Raw genomic sequence first — 24847 nt, 5'->3', positions numbered from 1 at the left:
AACCGCAACTTTACGTTTCAGTAAGTCACAGCCCCGGGCTGGCGGTTACAGGATGAGGAGGAAAGACATGTTCACACAAACGGTAACCATACAGAATGAGCAGGGCTTTCATGTACGTCCGGCTCAGCTATTCTCGGAAAAAGCAGGACAATTTGGAGGAGAGGTTCGTCTGAAGACAAACGAAGGTCGATCGGCGGATGGCAAGAGCATGCTGGAGCTGATGACGCTTGGCATTGAACAAGGAGCCGTCGTGACCATCGAAGCAAACGGAGACGGTGAACAAGAAGTCGTCGAAGCCCTGATACAGCTCGTCGAAAGCAAGTTTGGTGAAGCCTGATGAATAGGCTGGATATTCAAGGAATCGGCGTATCGGAGGGTATCCGGATTGCAAAGGCCTATATCTACAAATCTTCGGTGGGGGCCAGCGGCGAAAGCAGCCCCGAAGGGAATTATATTCCCGATACCTCGGCTGCGGTCCAAGACGAGCTTCATAAGCTTCGCGAAGCCAAAGCGGGCTGCGCCGAGCAAATGGAGAAGCTGATTGAGAAAGCGAAGGAAGCGGTAGGCGAAGAGCAAGCCGGCATTCTTGCGGGACACCGAAAGCTGCTGGACGATCCGGCTTTCTACCCGAAAATGGAGGCGCGGATCCGGGAGAAATTGGAGACGGCCCCGAGGGCCGTTGCCGAGGTTGTCAACCAAGTCGCCTCCATGTTTGAAGGCATGAGCAATGATTATATGAAGGAGCGCGCAACCGACATCCGCGATATCGGCGGCCGTCTTCTCGCCTGTCTGTCGCCTGGACAATCGCAGGGACTTGCCGGAATCACCGAGCCGGTGATTCTCGTTGCCGACGATTTGACGCCTTCGGATACGGTGCAGCTGGACCCTGCCTTGGTGGTCGGCTTTATCACCCGTACCGGGGGAGCAACCTCGCATACTGCGATACTCGCGCGGTCGCTCGGCATTGCCGCTGTCGTCGGCGCGGGAGACGGGATTGACGGCATCGAGGACGGCGATCTGCTCGTCCTCGACGGATCAGCCGGGCTGTGCATCGCCCGGCCGGAAGCGGCGGAGGCGGAGCAGCATCGGCTCCGCATGCAGCAGGACCTCGAGCGCAGGCAGTCGCTCGAGGAATACACTGCGCGTCCGGCGGTGACCGCCGACGGTACGCGCGTAGAGCTCGCGGCGAACATCGGCAGCGCCGCGGAAGCCGAGGCCGCCGTCCGGCAGGGCGCGGACGGCGTGGGGCTGTTCCGCACGGAGTTCCTGTTCATGAACGCCACGGCCATGCCGGGCGAGGCGGAGCAGTTCCGTGCGTACCAGGAAGCGGCCCGGCTGATGGAGGGCCGCCCCGTGATCATCCGCACGATGGACATCGGCGGAGATAAGGAGCTTCCGTACCTGCAGCTGCCAAAGGAAACGAATCCCTTCCTGGGCTACCGTGCAATACGGGTAGGGCTTGTCCGCCAGGAGCTGCTTCGCACGCAGCTGCGGGCGGTGCTGCGGGCCAGCGCCTTCGGTGCGGTGAAGGTCATGTTCCCGATGATCTCCGGTTTGCAAGAATGGAGACAGGCGAGATCCATCCTGGCGGAAGTGCAGGGTGAATTGAGGGAGGAGGGCGTACCGTTCGACGAGAAGATGGAAGTCGGCATTATGGTCGAGATTCCCTCCACGGCCGTGTTGGCAGGACTTTTCGCGGACGAAGTCGATTTCTTCAGCATCGGTACGAATGATCTCGTTCAGTACACGGTTGCCGCGGATCGCATGAACGAACACGTAGCGCACCTGTACGATTATTTCCATCCCGCCGTGCTTCAGCTCATCCGGACGGTGATCGATGCTTCCCATAAGGCCGGTAAATGGACCGGCATGTGCGGCAGCATGGCGGGCGACCCGTTGGCCGCACCGCTCTTGCTCGGTCTGGGCCTTGACGAATGGAGCATGGAGGCTGGCAGGCTCAGCTCGATTAAGGAAAGGCTCGAAGGATTGGATCGAGCGGAATGCCGCGATCTGGCGGAACGCATTCTTCGTCTGGACACGCCCCAAGCCATTCGTCAGGAGCTGGAGGCATTTTGCAGCGCTAAGATTCCCTGCTGATTCGTCTTCGAGAATTTCATAGCGAAGCGATTTCGTTCGCGGCTCCGCAAGAAGAAAACCCTTGATGATTCATCAAGGGTTTTTAGTATACCGCCGCCCTTCGATTAGCCGCATGGGGTAACCGTTACGCTGGATCTCGTTCAATTATTTATCCATGAATAAGCATTAGAACAACGAGGGGACCTCGATATTTATTGACCAGGCTCGGAGGACTCCATAGAATGAATAGAGAAGGACTGCGTATTAGAAGCCTCATAGAAAGAGGATGGAACATGGAAAACAGTGAAAAGAGCTTTGTGATCAGTATGGAGCGCTTTAAGCCTCACACCTTTCAGGCCGAGCAGGGAGAGGGCCTCTTCCAGTCACATGCCCATGAATACGATGAGCTGACGCTGGTATTGGATGGGGAAGGGTACTACAGCTCTTCTGAACAGAATATCAAGGTAGCTGCCGGCGATCTTATCCTGATACCTGCCCGGCTTCATCACGGCTTCGTTTGTACGAGGCCTTGGCAGGGGATATCCGTTCATTTCTTCCACGATAGGCTTCCGGTCCATTGCCAATACCTCTTTCATGACATAGAGTCCAAACCACATCGGATCCGGAGCGCCCATCTTCACGAAGATGATATGCGGTGGGCGGAAATCAGTTTTTTTCAGCTGGAGAAAGAATGGAATTCCAAGAGGCAAGACATCGATGCCTACAACATGATGCGGATTGCCTTTGAGACAACCTTGCTGATATTCCAGCGTAACAGGGAAACGTCGATAAGGGCGGCAGGTACCGATGAGGTCGTATTGGAAGCGGTATTAAAAGAAATTCATAGCAGCTATTATACACAGATTACGGTTAACGAGCTCGCAGCTCGCCATTTTATTTCCGAAAGCAATCTTCGCAGGAAGTTCTCGGAATCCTTCGGCGTCTCGCCAAAGCAGTATATCATCAACCTTCGTTTGATGGAGGCTAAACGGCTGTTGCGACAAACCGATAAGGCGATCGAATCGATCTCCGCCGAGGTGGGCTTTACCTCTTCCAGTCGGTTTTATGAGTTCTTTACTAAATCGAATGGAGCCACACCGCTTGAATGGCGTAAGCAGAATCCATGAATCGAATCGTCTATGAGGACCGTCCGTCAGGGCGGTCCTCTTTTTCGACCGTCGAAAACGATTCGGTATTGCTTTATTTTGCATATATACTAAAGCGTTTTCATAATTGTTTGCCCAGAATTCGTCCCTGATAATTAATGGAAGCAAGAAATAAACCGAAGGGGGTGGACTTGGCTGAAGGCTTTACCTTGACCGGAATGAAGGAATAAAAGGAGAGAGAGCATGTCAAATCGCACAACGACGTTTAGCAATCCAATCGTAGCAAACGCAGCCGATCCTTGGGTGCTGAAGCACACGGATGGCTATTATTACTTTATGTCCACGCAGCCGGGTCGCCTGGAACTTACCCGATCCTCCAGCTTGACCGGACTTGCAGAGGGCCGAAGGAAGACCCTATGGTCTCCGGAACCGGGAGGCCCCTACAGCTATAACTTGTGGGCACCGGAAATACACTATCTGAATGACAAATGGTACATCTACTATACGGCTAACGACGGCGGAGGAGACGAATCGCGGGGGTTATGCGTGCTGGAGAACGAACATAGCGATCCGCTCGAAGGCGAATGGGTTTGGAAAGGGGCGATGAAGACTCCCGTTCCGGGCTTGGACGGCACCGTGATGACGGTTCGGGACCGGCTTTATTTTCTATACGCCGGATACGGACATTTTCCCGAATACGGATCTGCTATTTATATTGCGCAAATGGTTAATCCTTGGACATTGACCGGGGAACACAGCTTGCTAACGGCTCCGACGCTTACGTGGGAAAAACAAGGCGGAATGGCCATTAATGAAGGTCCCGTCACGCTGCATAGGAACGGCCGCATTTTTCTGGTTTATTCCGCCAGCACGACCTGGTCCGAGGATTATGCCCTGGGTATGTTGACGATGGATGAAGATGCCGATCCGATGGATCCGGCTTCATGGCAAAAGTCGATGGAGCCTGTTTTTCGCAAAAGTATAGAGAACGGAGTCTATGCGACCGGCCACAACAGCTTTACGAGGTCTCCGGATGATCAAGAGGACTGGATCGTCTTCCATGCGCTTCCTTCAGCCGACGCCGATGCGAGCATCCGCTCGACGCGCATACAGAAATTCGGCTGGAAACTTGATGGGACGCCTGATTTCGGGGTTCCTTGGAGCGATGCGCATCATCAGCCCGTACCATCGGGGGAGTGATCAATGAACGCCTTTAAACAGATTTGCATATGAAATGATCCATTATCTATTATGGAGGGATTTGAGATGAATACTAGGCTGAAACGTTCTGGGCTGCTTGCAGTCATCGTTATGCTGTTCATGTCAACCTTAGCCGCGCCAACGACGCAGGCGGCTGCTATCGGAACGGTTGTATATAGTAATCCGGCTGAACCGGAGCCTTATTATGTAAGGGCGGTCAAGCTTGATAATGGAGATATTCTGACGACCTTCACCCCGCGGTTTCCCGGCAACGCAGGATGGAGCGGCATGCAGCCCTTTCCCTTTTACAAGAGCACGGACAACGGGGCAACCTGGTCCTTATTCAGTGAAATTGATCCGAATGATTACGGACTGAACCGGAATCAGCAAGGCATGACAACGCTGTATGTACTGCCTCAGCAGGTTGGGGATTATCCGGCAGGAACCTTATTGTTTGCATCCACGGATTGGGACAACTCCGCACCGTATACGATTCATATCTGGAGAAGCACGGACAACGGCGCCACTTGGCAGTTTCACAGCAACCTGGCTGCAAGGGGAACCGAGGGGACAAAGCGTACATGGGAGCCGGAGTTTGCGATCACGGCCGATGGCCGGTTGATTTGCTATTACTCGGATGAGCGGAAACCGGGGTATAACCAGGCAATCGCGCAGGAGATTTCCAGTGACGGTGGACTGACCTGGGGAAATTACAGCATCATTGTGGGCAATCAGGCAGATTGGAATTGGCGTCCGGGGATGCCGAGGGTCATACAAGCGAAGAACGGAAGCTATTTCATGTTTTTTGAGATGCTGGGGGCAGCCCCTAACTTTGCGGTCCGGTTCAAAACCTCACCTGATGGCATCCATTGGGGAAGCCCGACGGATCTGGGGGAGGTTGTAGGAACAGGAATATATCGCGCATCCCAGACACCGGAGGTTGCTTACATCGATGACGGAACCGCGAATGGCCGCTTTTACGTTCGGGGCATGACGGATGTGGTTTCTTCCGCTAACAAAATGTTTACGAGCGCCGATTACGGAGCGACCTGGACGCAAATGGACGCCCCGCTGACCGTAAAAGGGACTAATCAGAGCACACCGGCTGCCTGGAGCGGAACGCTGCTGCCGCTAGGCCCGTCATTGCTCCTGGAGGTCAATACCGTAAAAGTAGGGAGCCGGAATGAAATCCGCGCCAATGTAGCCCAGGTGGACAAGGAATTCTCCCTTGTTTCCGGGGGGACCTATAAGCTGGTCAATCAGAATAACCAGCTTCTTCTGGATAATGCCGGCGGCGGTTCGCCGGCCGGGACAAACGTCATCCAGTGGAACGATCTCGGGGCAGATACCCAGTGGTGGCGGTTGGATTACAGAAACGGCGGCTTCTTCCGGGCAATGAATGTAAACAACAGCCTGATCCTGGATAATCCCAACGGAGCCACGACACCGGGTACAAACGTGATCATGTGGACGAATAATGAATTGGATACTCAGAGGTGGAAATTTACGCACAAGGGCAACGGATACTACACCAGCATGAACGAGCGCAGCGGATTGATGCTGGACAATGCGGGTGCCGGCGCTCCGGCCGGTACCAAGGTCATTCAATGGACGGCCAATGGTTTGGATACGCAGAATTGGAAAGCGGTGCGGGTGGATGCGGAAATTCCGGTCAATCAGTTCGAGAGCTTTAACATCGCAAACAGTTTTGTTCGTTATCATGACGGCCGAGGTAAGATTGACGGGGGGCAGTACAGCGGTGAATCGCAATGGAGAATGGTTCCTGGACTGGCCGATCCATCCGCCGTCTCCATCGAATCGGTGTCCTTTCCAGGTCAATATCTCAGACATCGCGACGGCAAGATTTGGCTGGAGTCCAATAATGAGTCCTCTCTGTTTAAACAGGATGCGACATGGAAGTTGCGTACCGGCTTTTCAAGTCCATGGGCAGCCTCCTTCGAGTCTTATAACATATCCGGAACATTTATCAGGCACCGGGACGGCATGTTGGAGATCTCGCCGATCACGACTGAATTGGATCAGAAGGACGCCACATTTTACGTGAAGTGATTCATACGTAAGGAATAAGCCTAATATTGTGTGCTTGTTCTTGCAACATAATTAACTAGAGAAGACAGCTGGTCAGGGCGATCGGCTGCCTTCTTTTCTTGCAAATTTTATCATTCTATTATCAGTTCTTTTATCGCGAATACGAAATACGTTTATATAACAGGAATGAATCCGGCTTTTTTAAGTGGACATGCAGCGGGTCCTGTAGGCCGGGTAGGTACAGAAGATGCCACGCGTTAAATGTAAGGAGGGAGCATAAACTTCATGAATACCATGTCCAGCATTCTAGATAACAAAATAATAGCGATTATCCGCGGCGCCAATTCAAAAGACGTCTTGAACATGGCAAAGGCGCTGCACGAAGGCGGGGTGAACATGCTAGAAATCACCATGAATTCACCAAACGCATTGTCTGCCATTGAAGAGATAACCGCTGAACTTGGAGATCGAGTGGTGGTGGGGGCGGGTACCGTTCTGGACTCGGAAACTGCGCGAGCCGCTATCTTAGCAGGGGCCAAATTCATTCTGTCTCCTACGGTTGACATAGAAACGATAAAAATGGCAAAACGATACGGAGCAGTAAGCATCCCGGGTGCCTTTACTCCAACTGAAATTCTATCAGCCTATGAAAATGGCGGAGATATTATCAAAGTGTTTCCTGCGACGTTGGGACCAAGCTTCATTAAAGATATACGCGGACCGCTTCCGCAAATTCCGTTGCTGCCAACTGGCGGCATAGATTTAAACAATATTCAGGAATTTATGAAAGCGGGCGCTATTGGTTGTGGCATTGGAAGCGCACTCGTGAATACGCAGCTGGAGATAACAGATGAGTATTTCGTGCAATTATCAGAAAAAGCGAGACAATTTGCTTCAGCCGTAAAATCTAACGAGGATTAAGGAGCGTATTCATAATGAAAATTACGGGTTACGAATTATTCCTAGTACCGCCCCGCTGGTTGTTTTTAAAGATGGAGACGGATGAAGGGATTGTCGGCTGGGGCGAACCTGTCATTGAAGGAAAAGCGAGAACGGTAGGAACCGCAGTCGAAGAGTTAATGGAGAATTTAATAGGGAAAGACCCATTAAGAATAGAGGACCATTGGAATCTCATGTATCGATCAGGCTTTTATCGGGGCGGCCCCATCTTGATGAGTGCGATTTCGGGCATTGATCAAGCCTTATGGGACATCAAAGGGAAATATTATAACGCGCCCGTTCATCAATTGCTTGGGGGAAAAGCAAGGGAGTCCATCAAGGTCTATTCATGGATTGGAGGAGATCGTCCTTCAGATGTCGGCAATTCGGCAAAAGAAGTGGTCTCCCGAGGATTTACAGCCGTAAAAATGAACGGTACGGAAGAACTTCAATATGTCGATTCCTATGAGAAAATAGACCAGGTCATTGAGCGCATTGCAGCTGTCAGGGAAGCGGTGGGTCCGTATGTTGGAATCGGCATTGATTTTCACGGTCGCGTGCATAAGCCAATGGCCAAAATCTTAGCCAAAGAGCTGGAGCCTTTTCGCCCGATGTTTATTGAAGAACCTGTTTTGCCCGAAAATAATGAAGCGCTGCGCGACATTGCAAATCATGTAGCCATCCCTATTGCAACAGGTGAACGAATGTTCTCCAAATGGGAGTTTAAACGTATATTGATGGATGGATATGTTGATATTATTCAGCCGGATCTATCCCATGCAGGCGGTATTACAGAATGCAAAAAAATCATCTCCATGGCTGAAGCGTTTGATGTGGCGGCAGCTCCGCATTGTCCACTTGGACCGATTGCATTAGCCTCTTGCCTTCAAGTCGATGCCACTTGCCACAATGCATTTATTCAAGAACAGAGCCTTGGCATTCATTATAATCAGGGGAGCGATTTACTCGATTACATTGTGGATAATCTTGTGTTCGAGTATGAGAACGGTTACGTGAAAATACCGGAGGGTCCTGGCTTAGGAATTGAAATCAACGAAGATCATGTGCGAAAAATGGCCGATATCGGACACAATTGGAGAAACCCCGTTTGGCGGCATACGGATGGAAGCATCGCGGAGTGGTGATAACCCAAACGGATGTCGATCCAAATCATCGGTATTTGTATGTGTTTGGCATATAGCTTCCTGGAGCGCCGGCAGCCCCTTCTGTATCCAGTAGAAGGGGCTGTTTTTTATGGGATGCATCCTTTATAAGGGCGTTTTTATAAGTTATCCATGTCTATCGGGCAATCCTCAAGAAAAGATCCCGGAACACCTCGTCACGCCGAATGAAATGAACGGAGCGAATCATGTGCCGTAATGGATCATGCATCCATCGAAAATCCTCGGATATTCGCGGACTGTGAACCAGAGCGCTCGGGCACCACTCCGGGTTGTTGAGCCAGGCAATGACGGCAATGTCCCATATGACCCGGGAATAAGCAAAATGATCGTCGGAACAACTTAAATATGTTTGGAATAAATAATCCCCGATCTCGCCTTGGCCTTTGACGAAGTCCCGCAGTTCGGATAACGAGGTTTGCAAATGAGATGCCACGCCGAGGCAAGGAACGAGTATGAGCGGGACGCCGCAGTTCAAGACCAGCCTGGATGCGTGCAAATCCTGAAAAAGGTTAAACTCCTTCGTATCGCTCCAATGCAGGGCATGCCCGCCTAACCATACCAGCACGATCCGTTCGAGGATCCGGGGTTCCATGAGCAGGGCGGATGCAACATTCGTGATGGCACCGATCGCAACGACATACAAGGGATCGGCAGGATCGCTTGCCATGGCCCGCTCAACGAGATTGCGCGCGGCTTCGCTTTCGACCGGCTGGTCGGAAGCAGGAAGGTAACCCGTGGAGCCGCGATAGACAGGGATGTCTTCACGTCCCAGAATGCGGCGGATGTTCCATATTTCCTGGTAGCTTTTTTCCATTCCGTCCGCAGGACCTGAAGATAGCTCATTGAAGAAAGGCGCTGCATATATTGCCTCTACGGTCATGTTATCCGCGGATTTCAGCGCGTAAGCGATCGCAAACGGATCGTCGATTTCATTGAACGCGTCGGTATCCAGCACCAGGCGGATTTTATGTCCCGGATGCTCCAGACGCTGCACCAATTGGCTTGCCGGGATCGTTGGAAAAGTAGTCATCGCCATATCCTCCAATCATGTTTGGGCTAGGCCGCCAGGAGCCGCTCCAGCTGATTCATCTAGCATTAGGAAACGAACTTCATACGCTGATCGTGGGTTCGACCACCGTTATGGCATTACGGATGGAATCGAGATTAACGGTTGCGCCAATCGGCAGAGCTGCTTTATACATACCATGGCCCGTCGCAAGATTCGTGATCAACGGCTTGCCGAGAGGCACGATGAACTCGTTGATGACATCCTCATAGGCTTTGCCGTAAGCCGTCTGGCAGCCTGTACATTCCCCCATGATGATGCCGATGCAGTCACGAAATTTTCCGGCGAGCTTCAAATCGTTGAAGTATCTGTAGACGGTATTGGTAGGTTCATGCGTTTCTTCAAGAACGATGATTTTCCCCCGTGTATCGATTTCGAAGGGAGTCCCCAGCGTATCAACAAATGACGTTAAATTACCGCCTACAAGCGGCCCCGTAACGTTGCCCGGAATCCGGCCGATCAGGGGCATTCCAGGCGGGTTCAGGATGGGACGCGTTAATGAATACAGGGACGTTGCCGCAAAAAACTGATCGAAATTATAGGCTGGCGTTTCGGGTTTGAAGTCAATAAGCAATAGACTATGGAAGGTAATTAAATCGACCAGTTGATGCAGGGCGTTTAATAGAACCGTGATATCGCTGTAGCCCGTCAAGATTTTCGGGTGATTCCGGATAACCTGATAATCCAGGTACGGGAGGATTCCGGCTACGCCTGTGCCGCCTCTGGTAGGCAGTATCATTTTAACCTGCTCGTTTTGGAACATCATCATTAAATCGGATGCCCGCTGTTCGTCGGTGCCAGCCAGAAACCCGTTTTGCGCATAAACATATTGACCCAATACAATATTGAACCCCATTGCTCTCAAAAATTCGATCCGTGCATCAATGATGCTGGCAGCGAGCGGGCTGCCCAAGGTAACGATTCCAACAGTATCGCCTCTCTGTAGTATTGGCGGACGTATCGGCATATTCCTGCCTCCTACCTTGAAATAGAAGAAGCCTCGTATTCCCGTGTCTCTTTCTAGATTATATTGAATACGCCATCTGCACAGTACTGAAATGAAGCGGGAATAGTGAATCGTTAGTTGGACAAGCGCTTGCCATGATCGCAAGTGCTTGCCGGCGTGTCTTAACGATGGGAAGCAGCCTGCTTTCTGTATGCTCCCGGGGTCATACCCGTCAATTTTTTGAAATTGCGATGAAAGTGCGTCAGCGTGGCATACCCGCAGATTTCAGCGATTTGCCCGACAGACTCCTCATGGTTTCGCAGGAGCTCTTTGGCACGGGCAATCCGTTTAGCATGCATGTAACCCGTCACATGCAACCCGGTGTATTTCTTGAACATGCGGGAGAAATGGGCGGGGTCCACCGCAGCTTGTGCCGACAGAGCAGATAGTCCGATAGGCTGATCCAGGTGTTCGTGAATCCATTGGATGGAATCCATCAGCCAGGCCGGGCCGATCTGGGAGTGGACCGTCTGTTCTGCGGACAGGGTGCTGATATAGCGATTGATGTGCAGCAGCAAGGAGCGCAGTTGAAGCACGAGCGCCTCGCGGAATCCTAGCTGGGCAAGCCGGATCTCTTCCGAGATTCCTTTCAGCATGTCCTCGATATAGGCTTGGTTCGACTTGGGCAATTGATGACGGTAGGACCCTGTTCTTTGGGCATATTCAAAACAGCTGAGAATGGAGTATTGCAAATCGCTTCCGTTCGCACCGAGTACAAGCGAAGGCGCAAAGAATAAAGCACTCGAAACAATGGGCTGGTCCGGGTCAGGGAAAGAGCTGTGAATCGTGTTCCCGGGTATGATGAAAAGGTCGCCTTCATTTTTCTCCATCAGCTTGTTCTCAATAAAAAAAGTGCCTTTTCCCTGGTACACATAAACCAATTCGTAAAGATCATGCAAGTGATGAGGCAGCTCCAATTGGGGGCTTTTTATAGTCCGATAAACCATTTCCATCGGAAACAGGGGGTCCCCATGAAAGGGTTTACGCAGGGGAGTCATGATTTTACCACTCCTTATCCTCTATTAAGGACAACAATATCAAAATAGGTTATAAAAATGCAATCCTTGGCTATTTTTGTGCACAGATTATGAACGTACAATAAAGATAGCGAACACTATACTTAAAAGGCAGGGATGGATATGAGATTGGATGCCCACCAGCATTATTGGCTGATTGAGAGAGGGGACTATGAATGGATCACGCCGGAGGTTCCGGAGCTTTATCGAAACTTCTTGCCCTCCGATCTTAAGCCGCATTTGGATTCGCATCAATTGGACGGCAGCATAACGGTTCAGGCGGCACCGACCTTGGAAGAGACGGACTATCTGTTATCGTTGGCGGATCGCGATGCTACCATTGTCGGAGTGGTAGGATGGATCGACCTGTTCGATCCGGAGCACCGCCGGCATTATGAGCGATTTCGGAAACATCCGAAATTTATCGGCTTTCGCCTCATGATTCAGGATATGCCGGACGCCAACGTCATCTTGGAGCCGTCATTTATCCAAGCATTGAACGAATATGCCAAGGAAGACGTTCCGATCGATCTTCTTGTTCGGAGTCATCAGCTGGAGCCGCTGCTGAAGCTGATTGAGCAGGTCCCCGGCATCCGCGGCGTCATCGATCATCTGGGCAAGCCGCCGATCCGAAGCGGACAGATGGAGCCTTGGGAGAGCTTGATGAAGCGAATCGCCCGTTTTCCGCGCATCTACTGCAAGCTATCCGGTATGGTGACCGAGGCGGAGCATCGCCGGTGGAGCCATGAAGACTTTAATGGGTATGTACATAAAGTGGTCGCGATGTTCGGTCCCGATCGGGTCATGTTCGGCAGCGATTGGCCCGTGTGCCTGCTATCGGCGGGATATGACCAAGTGGTTGACGTATTGGCAGAAGCGCTGCCGAAGCATTGGGGAGAACGGGAACATGCGCGTTTGTTCGGTCTGAACGCCAAGGCGTTCTATAAGTTGGATAAGGGTGGTGTTCATCATGAAATACCGTAAGTTAGGCCGAACCGGTCTGGATGTTTCGGTATTAGGCTTCGGAGCGTCTTCCTTAGGCTCCGTCTTTCGGGAAACCGACGACAGCGAGGGAATCCGTACCGTGCACGCAGCCATGGATGCGGGCATCAATTTGATCGATGTATCCCCTTATTACGGATTGACGAAGGCGGAAACCGTGCTGGGCGAAGCGATCCGACAATTACCCCGGGACCAATTCATCCTGTCTACGAAAGCAGGCCGCTATGGCGAGAATGATTTTGATTTCACGTCCAAGCGGATTATCGCCAGTATCGATGAGAGCTTGAAGCGACTCCAAACCGATTACGTGGATATACTCTTTTTGCATGATATTGAGTTCGTTCCCGCATCCGTTGTAATGGAGGAGGCCCTTCCTGCACTCCAGCTTTTGAAGGAAAAGGGGAAAATCCGTTTTGGAGGGATTTGCGGTCTGCCTCTGCAGCTGTTCGAAAAATTGCTGCCCCAAATCGAAGTCGATGCCATCATTTCTTACTGCCATTATTCTTTGAACGATCAGACGCTTACCAGTTTGCTGCCGCTGCTTGACAAGGAGGGAACTGGGCTTATTAACGCCTCTCCCTTATCCATGGGCCTTCTCGGTTCCCGAGGAGCACCGTCTTGGCATCCGGCTTCAACGGAGATCAGGGAAGCCTGCAGACGTGCGGCCGAGTATTGCGCTAAAGCCGGAACGGATATCGCGAAGCTAGCCGTGCAATTCTCGACTTCGAATGAACAGATCCCGACGACGCTGGTCAGTACGGCCAATCCCGACAATATACAACGTAATGCTGCTTGGAGCGAAGAGCCGCTGGATCAGACCCTCTTGGCGGAAGTATTGAAGATATTGGAGCCCGTACAAGGACGGACTTGGATAAGTGGACGCCAGGAATACAATGAAGGCATCCGATGATGAAGAGGAGGCAGCTGGGATGAAGGGTATCATATGTCAAGAGATCGGGAAATTTCAATACCGGGAGGATTTGCCCGAGCCTCCATTGCTCGAAGGAGAAGCCATCGTCCGCATCAAGCGGATCGGGATTTGCGGTACGGATCTGCATGCCTTTCGCGGGAATCAGCCCTTTTTTACGTACCCGCGTATTCTCGGCCATGAGCTATCCGGCATCATTGAAAAAGTCGGAGCTAACGAAGAGGGATTGAAGCCCGGAGACACCGTCTGCGTCATTCCTTACATTCACTGCGGGGAATGTATGCCTTGCCTTAGAGGCAAAACAAACTGCTGTAGATCGTTGAAGGTGATGGGTGTGCATATCGACGGCGGCATGCGCGAGCGCATCTCCGTTCCGACTCGCCATTTGATGCGGGCGGAAGGGCTGACCTTGGATCAGGCTGCCTTGGTAGAACCGCTTGCCATCGGCGCTCATGGCGTTAAACGGGCGAATGTGACCCCGAATGATACGGTTTTAGTCATCGGAGCCGGTCCGATAGGACTGGGGATCATGGTTTTTGCCAAAGCGCTAGGGGCAACCGTTATTGCCATGGATATGAACGCCGATCGGTTGGCCTTCTGCAAAGCCTGGGCGAAGGTGGATCATGCCATCCAGGTTGGAGATGAATTGTCCGATCTTTCGGCGCTAACGGATGGAGAATTTCCCTCCATCGTTTTGGACGCAACGGGAAACCAACCCTCCATGACCAACGCTTTTAACATGGTTGGGCATGGGGGAACCTTGGTGTATGTCGGTTTGATTCAAGGGGACATTTCATTTCGGGATCCCGAATTCCATAAGCGGGAATTGACGCTGATGGGCAGCCGAAACGCGACCAGGGATGATTTCCATGATGTGATGCAGCGGATCTCGGAAGGCGGCATTGATGTAGATCCGTACATCACCCATCGATGCCGGTTCGACGAATTGATCCAAGAATTCCAGGGCTGGCTCCGTCCTTCCGCCAAGGTCATTAAGGCGATGGTGGAACTTTGAACCATTCTCTTGAATTGGTTGAACATGGTTCAGATGAAAGAGGATCATGGAAGGTCAAACGGCAGATGGAAATGGACAGCATATTTCTTAATTTTATTTTGCAGTGTATGATAACAGTATGTCTTAATTCCTTCCACGCGGATTCTCTTCCATTGACGGAAGAGGTTAAGCCATATCCAGGAAATCGTAAACGGTTACATTAGGAATCAAGGCGGGGATAGAAGGGATGTGCCCTGGTAATTCAGGGCTTTTTTTAAATTGTATTCATACCGTGTATGACTGCGGAAGGTTGCAAGCTGCAAGGGGGGAGCCGATATGAAACCCGTATTCAAGATCATGATCGTGGACGACGAAATGCTTGTCAGACAGGGGATTAAGCACCTTCTGGATTGGGAACAGGAGGGGTACCGAATCGTAGGCGAGGCTTCTAACGGTCTGGAAGCACTGAATTTGATGGATGAAGTGAGCCCTCATGTCATTCTTACCGACATCGTAATGCCCGTCATGGGAGGGGAGAAGCTGGTCAAGGTCGTTAAGGAGAAGTATCCCCACATTGAAATCATCGTTCTTAGCAGTTTCAGCGAGTTCGATTATGTTCGGTCTACTTTTCAGAGCGGCGTAGCGGATTATATCCTGAAGCCGAAGCTGGAAGCCGATTATCTGATGTCCATCCTCAATAAGGTTACGGCCAAAATGGTCGCCATGAAGCCGGACGCCGATCCACGTGCGGATCAAGGGGAAGCGCAGATCCTGCAAGCCATCGAGAAACTCATGACGGGGTATGAGTCTTCGCTGGATCCCTTGCTGGTGCATTCGAGGTTTCCTTTCGGACAGTATTTGTTTTTCGGTGCGGATCTGAAGCATGTGAAAGAATCCGGGGACAGATGGAGTTTCGGAAACGAATTGGAAAGCGAACTTCGAAAGATAGCGATGGCCGACATGGTGTTTATGCGGTTGAAGTTTGTCAACGATACGGCTCTTTTTTTGCTGAACGTGAATCCCGAGCGGAGGAACGAACTTGTCATTGAATTCCGGCAATTGATCCCCAAACTGGCTCATGATACGAGCGAGACGCATTTTGTTATCAGCCAGTGCTTCGCCGACTTTAATAGTCTCGGCGAGGTATACCATGACAATTATCTGAAACTCATGCGATACGGCTTCTTCCTTAAGGATCGGACGCTGATTGAATACGAACATTTGCCGGGCCTTCCGGATTCGCCTCTCGAATACGACATGGGCGAGCTCTTGGAACAGTTGAAACGCAAGCAGTACCGGAAGGCCTTCACCGGCTTTTTGGAATACGCCTGCCTGCGCTCAATGGATTATCGTACCGATATTTTCGAATTCAAATCGTCGTTGGGGAATTTCATATTTAACGTGGCGACCACGCTTGGAAAAATGAAGGTCGAGACCGGAAGCCTGGAGAATGCAAAATACGACTATTTCCGAAAAATAGACGAAGCCAGGTATGCCGGCGAAGCTATCGCCGTTGTCGAAGCATTCATCCGCGAAGCGGAACGTGCGATAGGCGAGACGAATACATCCGTTAATCCCAATATGGACCGGCTGCTTGAATATATTCAGGACCATTACGCCGACCCCATCACACTTACCGGAGTGGCCAGGCAGTTCCACTTTAATGCTTCTTATCTGTCGAGTTATTTTGCTTCGTATAATGGGGAGGGATTCAGCGAATACCTCAATAAAATCCGTTTGGAAAAAGCCATGGAGCTGCTTCTGACAACGGAATTTACGATTTCCGAAATCAGCGCCAGCGTAGGGTACTCCGACCAGAGTTACTTCACTAAGGTGTTCAAGAAGCAGACAGGCATCTCTCCGAGTCAGTTTCGGAGACAAGACGCGCGGGAGATACGGGAATCATGATCGGAAATGTTATAACCAAGCTGCGAAAACAGGGCTTGTTCCTTAAGCTGTTTCTTGTGACCCTCATCAGCATCGTTACCGTTTCCCTCCTGACGCTGTCCATTACCATCAGCATGTCGGAAAAATTATTTCTGCAAACTTTCAGCATCACGAACGGCAAGCTGTTGAACCAGATGAAGTCAAACCTGGAGTCCTATAATAACGCCATAGCCACCGGTGCCACCATGATCGCCCAGAATGCGGCGATCCGTAGCTATTTATCGGGCGGAGAAACGGAGGCCGTGGCTCTGGCGATGAAAACGTACCGGATGACAGAGGGCATGAAGTCGATTCAGTCCAACTTTAGCGCCTATGACGTCGGCATCATGATCGTTGGAGCGAACGGCAGAAGTTATTCTACCGATCCTTGGTATTGGTCGGTCTCGGCCGAGGAACTGAAGGATCACCCGATTACCAAGACAACGAAGGCCCATCCTGCGCAAATCCTGTACCAGCTCTATCGCGGCGATGATCCTAATAACGCACAGGAGCCCATGCTCGTCGCCTCCAAAGCTCTCTTTGACCAGTCTACCGGCAGAATTTACGGCACCTTGTACGTAGTCATTCGCGACCGTAATTTTAAGCCCTTCTATGCGAATTTTACAAGCGAAGGCAATGACGTCGTGCTGTTGAACAAGGAAGGGGTCATTGTTTCCAGCAACAGGACCGAATTGATCGGGATGTCGGATAAGGGACTGCTTCAGGAGGTCGTAACGGATCAAGACGAGGGAGAAGACGATCAGTCTGCCTATATAATGGGGAACGAACGAATTGTGTTCTCGGAATATTTGCCCGAATTCGAATTTTATTTAGTGAATATGATCGACAAGAAAGCCGTGACCGGACAGATGGTGAATGCCAAAGCCGTCACGTTGACAATCATGGCTATCGTTGCGATATCGCTTGTCATTGTTTTTCTGATCACCCGACGAATGACGCAGTCGCTCCGCGTACTCGTCGAACAGATGTCGAGCATTCCGACGAGCGGGTTCGATCATCATGTAGATGTTGCAAACAGCAGTTATGAAGTGAAGGAGCTGGGGAACGCCTTCAACTTTATGCTGGATGCGCTGCATGATTATGTAGACCGATTGATGGAAACCCAGAAGCAGCAGCGAAATGCGGAGCTGGCCGCGCTTCAAATGCAGATCAATCCGCATTTTTTGTATAACACGCTGGCTTCGGTCAAATTTCTGGTGCAGCAGGGCAACAAGGATAAAGCCGCAGGTACGATTAACGCGCTCATATCGCTTCTGCAAAATACGGTCAGCGATATTCATTCCACCATTCCTGTGCGGCAGGAACTCGAGACGCTCAAGCATTATGTGTATATTAATCATGTGCGGTACGGAGAGAAAATCCGCGTCCATTACTTCGTGGAGCCGGATAGCCTGGATTATCATATGCCCAAGCTCATTCTTCAGCCTTTTATTGAGAATGCATTCTTCCACGCATTCAACATCAAGGGAGAGGGAAGAATTTTGATCATGATTGCCGTTCAGGAAGACCAGCTTGTGTGTGAAGTCGTAGATGACGGGGACGGTATGAATCTTGAGCAGAACCCGCCCAAAGAAGACTCGTTGCCTGCACCGATGAGCAAACGCCAATTGTTCTCCGGCATTGGGATACGCAATGTGGATGATCGAATTAAATTGATGTACGGCGAGAAATACGGGGTCCACATTACAAGCAAACGCGGTGAAGGAACAAAAATCATCCTTACGCTACCATTGACCAAAGCTAAAGATATTACAAGAATCTAAAGATAGTACCAGAGCCGGTATGAAAGCGAAAACAGGATCCAATAATAGCACCAAAGCTGACAAAGATAGTGCCAATGAAAACGAATACAAAGTGATAAGATGGATGCGTAACAGAGAAAACGCTTCCATCTTTTATTATTTTTTAGATTAAAAGGGGGTTTACGCATTGAAAAAATTAATGAGCTTACTGCTGGCTGGCGTTGTACTCTTGTCGGCATGTTCTTCGGGCGGTAAGGAAGGCGGAACAGACAGCAACGGCAATTCCGGCAATGAAGGCAGTACCGGGACAAAAGAGATTACGGTTTGGGCTTGGGACCCGGCATTTAACATTGCGGCCATGAATGTTGCCAAGGAAGCCTACGCTCAAGTGAATCCGGATGTCACGATTAATGTGGTAGAGAATGCACAGGCCGATATCGTCCAAAAGCTGAACACAGGGCTCAATTCCGGTTCCACGAAAGGGTTGCCTAACATCGTGCTCATTGAGGATTACCGTGCACAGAGCTTCTTGCAAGCGTATCCGGATTCCTTCTACGAATTGACGGACGTCGTGAAAGTGGACGATTTCGCGGATTACAAGATTGGCCCGACCAGCGTCGACGGCAAGCAGTACGGCGTTCCGTTTGACTCCGGCGTGACGGGAATGTACGTACGAACGGATTATCTCGAGCAGGCAGGCTACAGTCTGGACGACCTGCAGGACATCGACTGGAAGCAGTACATCGAGATTGGCAAAGCCGTCAAAGAGAAAACCGGCAAAAGCATGATTACGCTGGATCCTAATGATCTGGGACTTATCCGCATGATGATCCAATCCGCGGGGGCGTGGTATACGGCGGAAGACGGCCATACGCCGACAATTGCAGGCAATGCTCCATTGAAGGAAGCCTTTGAATTGTACAAAGAAATGATGGATTCCGGCATCGTGAAGGTGAACTCGGACTGGAGCCAATTCGTCGGAGCATTCAACAGCGGTGAAGTGGCTACCGTGCCGACCGGCAACTGGATCACCCCTTCGATCAAAGCCGAAGCTTCCCAATCCGGTAAATGGGCGGTAGCCCCGCTGCCTAAGCTTGCGGCAACAGATGGCTCAGTCCATGCATCCAACCTGGGCGGCAGCTCCTGGTATGTGATGAACGTAGAAGGCAAAGAAGCAGCTGCGGAGTTCCTCGCGAAGACGTTTGCTTCCGATGCTGAGCTCTATCAGACATTGAATACAAAAGTCGGGGTGATCGGCACCCTGAAAGCCGCTGCAAGCGGAGAAGCTTACGCGGCAGCGGATGAGTATTTCCAAGGGCAGAAGGTCGTTTCGGACTTTGCCGCTTGGACCGAACAAATTCCTAACGTGAACTACGGCATGAACACGTACGCCATCGAGGACATTATGGTCGTTGCCATGCAGGCATATCTCGGCGGTAAAGACGTGGAAACCGTTCTGAAAGATGCGCAGGCGCAAGCCGATACGCAAATCCGTTAAACACACTTAGGCAGTACGATCTATGCCCTTGCTCCTTCTTCTCCTGTAAAGTGGACATCTGCTGAAGGAAGGGGAGCAAGGGCTTTATATTCTCTATCCGTAAGAATTGTGACCAACAGAAGGGTGTGGAGTGGTGTGAATGCAGAAAAAGCCAGGCTAAGCCCGCAAATTCACAAGGGCCTTAACAGTCAAAGGCGGATACGTTTGACAGGCTGGTTCTTCGTCCTTGTGCCGGTCGTCATGATTGGCATTTTTTATTTCTATCCGATGGTTCAAGCGTTAATCCTATCCTTCAAATCGGGCAGGGGCAGCAATCTTCAGTTTGTCGGAATAGACAACTATATTCGCTTGTTCAGCGATACCACCTTCCTTACGGCCGTCAAGAACACGTTTATTTACTTACTTGTTCAGGTCCCGGTTATGCTGGTGCTGGCGCTCTTTATCGCCGTGCTGCTCAATGACGATCGATTGAAATTCAAAGGTTTTTTCAGAACGGCTATTTTCCTGCCGACGGTAACGTCGCTTGTAGCGTACTCCGTCGTTTTTAAGTACATGTTCGGAGCTGACGGCATCGTCAATAAATTTCTGGTGAATCTTCATCTCATCCGGGAACCGATTCAATGGATTACCGACCCGTTCTGGGCCAAAGTCACGATTATCATCGCGATCACCTGGCGTTTTACAGGCTATAATATGATTTTCTATTTATCGTCACTGCAAAATATCGATAAATCCGTATATGAAGCTGCACGCATCGATGGTGCGAATGCCTTCACGCAATTTTTCAAAATTACGATTCCGCTCTTGAAACCAATCATCTTGTTTACGACGATCACATCGACCATTGGAACGCTCCAGTTGTTTGACGAGGTGGTCAACATCACCAAAGGCGGCCCCGGAAACGCAACCATGTCGATATCGCAATATATTTACAATCTTTCCTTTGAGTACACGCCTGACTTTGGGTACGCAGCTACCGTTTCTTATTCGATCGTACTCATGGTGGTCATATTGACGATGATCCAGAACAAAGTTGGAGGTGACAAGAGATCATGAGAACGAAACGCGTGTTTACTTACCTGTTTTTAATTATCGCTGCCCTGATCTCCATCTTTCCGTTTATCTGGATGGTTGTCAGTGCCACCAATCCGTCCGTGGACGTAACGAAAGGGACGCTGCTGCCGGGCTCGCACCTGGTCAAGAATATCAACAATCTGTTCAGCTCCGTGGACATGTGGCAAGCTCTGTGGAATTCCGCAAAAATCTCGGTGGTGACTACCGTCCTTTCCCTGCTGGTTGCATCAGCCGCTGGTTACGGATTTGAGATGTACCGCAGCCGCGGCAAAGATATCGTATTTAATATCCTACTGGCCTCGATGATGATTCCGTTCGCGGCGATCATGGTGCCTTTATTTCAGATGTTTGCCAAAGTATCGGGGGTTGTACCCTTTCTAGGGATTGATACGGCGGGGGCTGTCATCCTGCCGACATTCACGACGGCCTTCCTTATCTTCTTCTTCCGTCAAAGCACAAAAATGTTCCCGAAGGATATGATGGAGGCCGGTCGCATCGATGGACTGTCGGAGTTGGGCCTATTCTTCCGCATCTATATGCCGACGATGAAATCGACCTATGCCGCCGCAGCGATTATTACCTTCCTGAACAGCTGGAACAACTATTTGTGGCCGTTGATCGTGCTGCAATCGCCGGAGAATATGACCGTGCCCCTGCTGATATCGAATCTGGGATCAGGTTATGCTCCCGACTACGGTTTGATCATGTCTGCGATTGTCATTACGACGCTGCCGACGGCACTGGTGTTCTTCATGATGCAGAAGCAGTTTGTTGCCGGAATGACAGGTTCAGTGAAATAAAGTAAATGGAGGGAAACAGATGAAACAGCAGGTTGAACGGGGAGTCGCGCCAAGCCTTGCATGGTTGTCCGACCCCGGCATATTCGCTGTAGGCAGGATGCCTGCGCACTCCGATCACCGATACTACGAAACGATACGGGAAGCCGAATGGCTTGGAGAGATGCCTTGGCGCCGCAGTCTGAATGGAAGCTGGAAGTTTAGTTATGCGCATAACGCCAAGGAACGCCAAGCGGATTTTTATAAAATGGACGTTTCCTGCAGAGGCTGGGATGATATTGAGGTTCCCGGACATATCCAGCTTCAGGGTTACGGGCAGCCGCAATACGTGAACACGATGTACCCATGGGACGGTGTGGAGTTTCTTAGACCCCCGATGATCTCAGAGGACCACAATCCCGTGGGCAGCTATGTGAAGTATTTCGACGTTCCTGCCGGCTGGCAGCAGCGTCCGTTGTACATTTCTTTTCAGGGAGTTGAATCGGCCTTCTATGTATGGCTGAACGGGGAGTTTGTCGGTTACGGCGAAGACAGCTTTACGCCGAGCGAATTCGACCTCACGCCGTACTTGGCGGAAGGCGAGAATAAGCTGGCTGTCGAGGTCTATCAACGCAGCACCGGAAGCTGGCTGGAGGATCAGGACTTTTGGCGCTTTTCCGGTATTTTTCGCGACGTGTATCTGTACACGGTACCTGACGTTCATGTGCAGGATCTGCATGTTCAAACCGATTTGGATGAAACGTATGAACTTGGAACGCTGAAGGCTGCCATGCAGCTTAAGGGCAGGCCTGCTTCGAAAATAGTCCTTGAGCTTAAGGATGCAGCAGGAAATCCTGTGGTCCGGGGGGAGACCGGAGCTTCCGGGGGAACGGCGTCGATTGAGTTAGCTGCAGGAAAGGTCGAGCGGTGGAGCGCGGAGGAACCTAATTTATATACACTGTACGTATCCGTCTATGACGCATCGGGAGACCTCGTGGAGGTCGTGCCGCAAAAGATAGGTTTCCGCAAATTCGAGATGCTCGACAAGGTGATGCACTTAAACGGCAAGCGCATTGTATTCAAAGGCGTCAACCGGCACGAATTCAATTCCCATCGCGGACGCTGCATTACGAAAGAGGATATGCTGTGGGATATCAAGGCATTGAAGCAGGCGAATATCAACGCCGTTCGGACGTCGCATTATCCGAATCAGACGCTATGGTACGAGCTGTGTGACGAGTACGGCGTGTACGTCATCGACGAGATGAATCTGGAGACGCATGGATCGTGGCAGAAAATGGGGGCCGTTGAGCCATCCTGGAACATACCGGGCAGCAGGCCGGAATGGCGGGATATCGTTCTGGACCGTGCGATTTCCATGATCGAGAGGGACAAGAACCACCCATCGATATTGATCTGGTCTTGCGGCAACGAGTCTTATGCGGGTGAAGTCATTCGGAACGTTGCGAATGTTTTCCGGGAGAAGGATCCTACCCGGCTCGTGCATTACGAAGGAGTGTTCCATAACCGGGAATATGACGATGCGAGCGATATGGAGAGCCGCATGTATGCAAAACCGGCGGATATTGAACAGTATCTGCAAAACGAACCTTCCAAGCCCTATATCAGCTGCGAGTATATGCATGCTATGGGCAATTCCGTCGGCGGATTGCATAAGTACACGGAGCTGGAACGGAAGTATCCGATGTATCAAGGCGGCTTCATCTGGGATTTCATGGATCAGGTTATCGTGAAACATGATCGTTACGGCAAGCCTTTTATGGCCTATGGAGGGGATTTTGACGATCGCTCAACCGATTACAACTTCTCCGGCAACGGCATCGTATATGCAAATCGGACATGGTCCCCCAAAATGCAGGAAGTGAAATTCCTGTATCAGAACATCAAGCTGACACCGGATCGTTATGGCGTCACGATCCGAAACGAGAATTTGTTCGTGGGTTTGGATGCTTATCATGTTACATACTCTCTGTATCATGAAGGCAGGGAAATCTATAGCGGAGCTGTATGCACCCAGGTTGGTCCCGGCGAAGAGAGATACGTAAAGCTGGAACTGCCTGAGGCCGGGTATCCAGCCGGTGAGTATGCGCTGGACGTTTCACTCGTGACCAAGAAGGATTCGTTATGGGCGGAAGCCGGTTATGAAATTGCTTTTGGACAATTAGTTTTCCAAGTGAAGGACACGTTGGCTGTTGACGATACTGACAATGCGTCAGCGTCGGAGGCAGAACGCCTGCAATCAGGTTCAGAGGTTTCGCATGATAAGCCAGCGAATGATTTCCGTGTAGTCGAAGGGGACGTAAATATCGGCGTTCACGGCCGCGATTTCTCCGTTTTGTTCTCGAAGCAGGCAGGGACCCTCATATCCGTCAAGTATGCGGGACGGGAGATGATCTCTTCGCCGCCGGCGCCGCTCTTCTGGAGAGCGATGACGGATAACGATAAAGGGGCCGGGCTGCCGTTCGACTCCGCGCTTTGGTATGCAGCAAGCCTGACTCGAAGAACGGAAAGCTGCGAGCTGATGGAGTACTCAGACCGCGCAACCGTGACCTACGTGTATAAACTGAGCGTATCCGAAGGAATACGGGTGCGTGTATCCTACACGGTGTTTACCGATGGCAGCATTCATGTAAAGTCGGGGTATCAAGGAGAGCCGGGGCTGCCGAAGCTGCCGATCTTTGCTCTTACCTTCAAAGTGCCGGCGGACTACGACAACCTGGATTGGTATGCAAACGGGCCGGAAGAGAACTATATCGATCGTGCGTTCGGAGCTAGATTGTGTCGCTTCCGAAGTCGTGCAGCGGATCATGTTTCAGCCTATTTGGTACCGCAGGAATCGGGCAATCGTACAGGCGTGCGGGAGGTATCCATAACGAGCGATCAAGGTCATGGCCTTACGATAAAAGCCTCGGCGGCAGCACCGGTTGAAGCGAATATATCGCCCTATACCGCATTCGAGCTGGAGAATGCGACGCATCATTATGAGCTGCCGAATGTTCACCATACCGTTGTTACCATTGCCGGACGGCAAATGGGGGTTGGGGGTGACGACAGCTGGGGGGCTCCGGTTCATGACGAGTATCAACTCGATCCTTCGACGGACATGTCCTTTGAATTTACGATATGCAAAAGCCTATTCATGAAATAGCAGAATGCCAAACAACGCTCGGCTCACCAATATGGTTGGGCCGAGCGTTGTTTCATGCCTTCGTTGTAAGCATGA

19 protein-coding genes are annotated in these 24847 nt (G+C 51.0%); 16 read left to right on the top strand and 3 right to left on the bottom strand.

What is annotated here, in order from left to right; translation table 11 throughout:
- The first annotated feature begins 67 nt into the window (after positions 1 to 67).
- The 7 genes from M1D70_RS23695 (at position 68) to dgoD (ending at position 8515) form a co-directional block, all read left to right on the top strand.
- Positions 68 to 337 (top strand): HPr family phosphocarrier protein, encoded by a 270-nt coding sequence (locus tag M1D70_RS23695; protein WP_009593276.1) that lies wholly within the window; start codon positions 68 to 70, stop codon positions 335 to 337.
- Positions 337 to 2097 carry a phosphoenolpyruvate--protein phosphotransferase gene (gene ptsP / locus M1D70_RS23690; protein ID WP_456288136.1) on the top strand — a complete coding sequence of 587 codons (1761 nt, stop codon included), beginning with the start codon at positions 337 to 339 and terminating at the stop codon, positions 2095 to 2097. Before M1D70_RS23695 ends, ptsP begins: the two co-directional genes overlap by 1 nt.
- Before the next feature lie 272 nt (positions 2098 to 2369).
- Positions 2370 to 3203, top strand: a complete 834-nt coding sequence (locus tag M1D70_RS23685; protein WP_456288135.1) for a helix-turn-helix domain-containing protein — start codon at positions 2370 to 2372, stop codon at positions 3201 to 3203.
- A 222-nt stretch (positions 3204 to 3425) separates the two neighbouring features.
- Positions 3426 to 4382, top strand: a complete 957-nt coding sequence (locus M1D70_RS23680; RefSeq protein ID WP_456288134.1) for a glycoside hydrolase family 43 protein — start codon at positions 3426 to 3428, stop codon at positions 4380 to 4382.
- A 66-nt stretch (positions 4383 to 4448) separates the two neighbouring features.
- Entirely contained in the window at positions 4449 to 6452 is a 2004-nt protein-coding gene (locus tag M1D70_RS23675) for an AbfB domain-containing protein (protein ID WP_456288133.1), read from the top strand.
- A 264-nt stretch (positions 6453 to 6716) separates the two neighbouring features.
- Positions 6717 to 7352 carry a bifunctional 4-hydroxy-2-oxoglutarate aldolase/2-dehydro-3-deoxy-phosphogluconate aldolase gene (locus M1D70_RS23670; RefSeq protein ID WP_456288132.1) on the top strand — a complete coding sequence of 212 codons (636 nt, stop codon included), beginning with the start codon at positions 6717 to 6719 and terminating at the stop codon, positions 7350 to 7352.
- Between the two features lie 14 nt (positions 7353 to 7366).
- Positions 7367 to 8515, top strand: a complete 1149-nt coding sequence (gene dgoD, locus M1D70_RS23665; RefSeq protein ID WP_456288131.1) for a galactonate dehydratase — start codon at positions 7367 to 7369, stop codon at positions 8513 to 8515.
- 154 nt (positions 8516 to 8669) lie between these two features.
- On the opposite strand, the gene M1D70_RS23660 is transcribed toward dgoD, so the two are convergent.
- The 3 genes from M1D70_RS23660 to M1D70_RS23650 form a co-directional block, all read right to left on the bottom strand.
- Positions 8670 to 9584 carry a nucleoside hydrolase gene (locus M1D70_RS23660; RefSeq protein WP_456288130.1) on the bottom strand — a complete coding sequence of 305 codons (915 nt, stop codon included), beginning with the start codon at positions 9582 to 9584 and terminating at the stop codon, positions 8670 to 8672.
- A 79-nt stretch (positions 9585 to 9663) separates the two neighbouring features.
- Complete coding sequence (locus M1D70_RS23655; protein ID WP_009593206.1) at positions 9664 to 10587, bottom strand: S66 peptidase family protein; 924 nt, start codon at positions 10585 to 10587, stop codon at positions 9664 to 9666.
- Between the two features lie 161 nt (positions 10588 to 10748).
- Positions 10749 to 11624, bottom strand: a complete 876-nt coding sequence (locus M1D70_RS23650; protein WP_456288129.1) for a helix-turn-helix domain-containing protein — start codon at positions 11622 to 11624, stop codon at positions 10749 to 10751.
- Between the two features lie 141 nt (positions 11625 to 11765).
- Between M1D70_RS23650 and M1D70_RS23645 the strand changes: the two genes are divergently transcribed.
- The 9 genes from M1D70_RS23645 (at position 11766) to M1D70_RS23605 (ending at position 24772) form a co-directional block, all read left to right on the top strand.
- Positions 11766 to 12626: an amidohydrolase family protein gene (locus M1D70_RS23645; protein ID WP_456290493.1), complete on the top strand. Its 861-nt coding sequence runs from the start codon at positions 11766 to 11768 to the stop codon at positions 12624 to 12626.
- Positions 12613 to 13554, top strand: a complete 942-nt coding sequence (locus M1D70_RS23640) for an aldo/keto reductase (protein WP_456288128.1) — start codon at positions 12613 to 12615, stop codon at positions 13552 to 13554. The genes M1D70_RS23645 and M1D70_RS23640 overlap by 14 nt, the downstream gene beginning before the upstream one ends.
- A gap of 19 nt (positions 13555 to 13573) precedes the next feature.
- Positions 13574 to 14587: a zinc-binding alcohol dehydrogenase family protein gene (locus M1D70_RS23635; protein WP_456288127.1), complete on the top strand. Its 1014-nt coding sequence runs from the start codon at positions 13574 to 13576 to the stop codon at positions 14585 to 14587.
- Positions 14588 to 14902: 315 nt separating this feature from the next.
- Positions 14903 to 16474: a response regulator transcription factor gene (locus M1D70_RS23630; RefSeq protein ID WP_456288126.1), complete on the top strand. Its 1572-nt coding sequence runs from the start codon at positions 14903 to 14905 to the stop codon at positions 16472 to 16474.
- Entirely contained in the window at positions 16471 to 18276 is a 1806-nt protein-coding gene (locus M1D70_RS23625; RefSeq protein WP_009593250.1) for a cache domain-containing sensor histidine kinase, read from the top strand. The genes M1D70_RS23630 and M1D70_RS23625 overlap by 4 nt, the downstream gene beginning before the upstream one ends.
- A gap of 166 nt (positions 18277 to 18442) precedes the next feature.
- Positions 18443 to 19753 (top strand): ABC transporter substrate-binding protein, encoded by a 1311-nt coding sequence (locus tag M1D70_RS23620; RefSeq protein ID WP_456288125.1) that lies wholly within the window; start codon positions 18443 to 18445, stop codon positions 19751 to 19753.
- A gap of 240 nt (positions 19754 to 19993) precedes the next feature.
- Positions 19994 to 20809, top strand: a complete 816-nt coding sequence (locus tag M1D70_RS23615) for an ABC transporter permease subunit (protein WP_441007216.1) — start codon at positions 19994 to 19996, stop codon at positions 20807 to 20809.
- Positions 20806 to 21627, top strand: coding sequence for a carbohydrate ABC transporter permease (locus M1D70_RS23610; RefSeq protein WP_009593191.1), 822 nt, complete (start codon positions 20806 to 20808; stop codon positions 21625 to 21627). The genes M1D70_RS23615 and M1D70_RS23610 overlap by 4 nt, the downstream gene beginning before the upstream one ends.
- A gap of 19 nt (positions 21628 to 21646) precedes the next feature.
- Entirely contained in the window at positions 21647 to 24772 is a 3126-nt protein-coding gene (locus M1D70_RS23605; protein WP_456288124.1) for a glycoside hydrolase family 2 TIM barrel-domain containing protein, read from the top strand.
- Positions 24773 to 24847: the final 75 nt, after the last annotated feature.

This window comes from Paenibacillus sp. AK002 (assembly GCF_053903045.1).
This window is presented reverse-complemented; position numbering and strand designations above follow the sequence as displayed.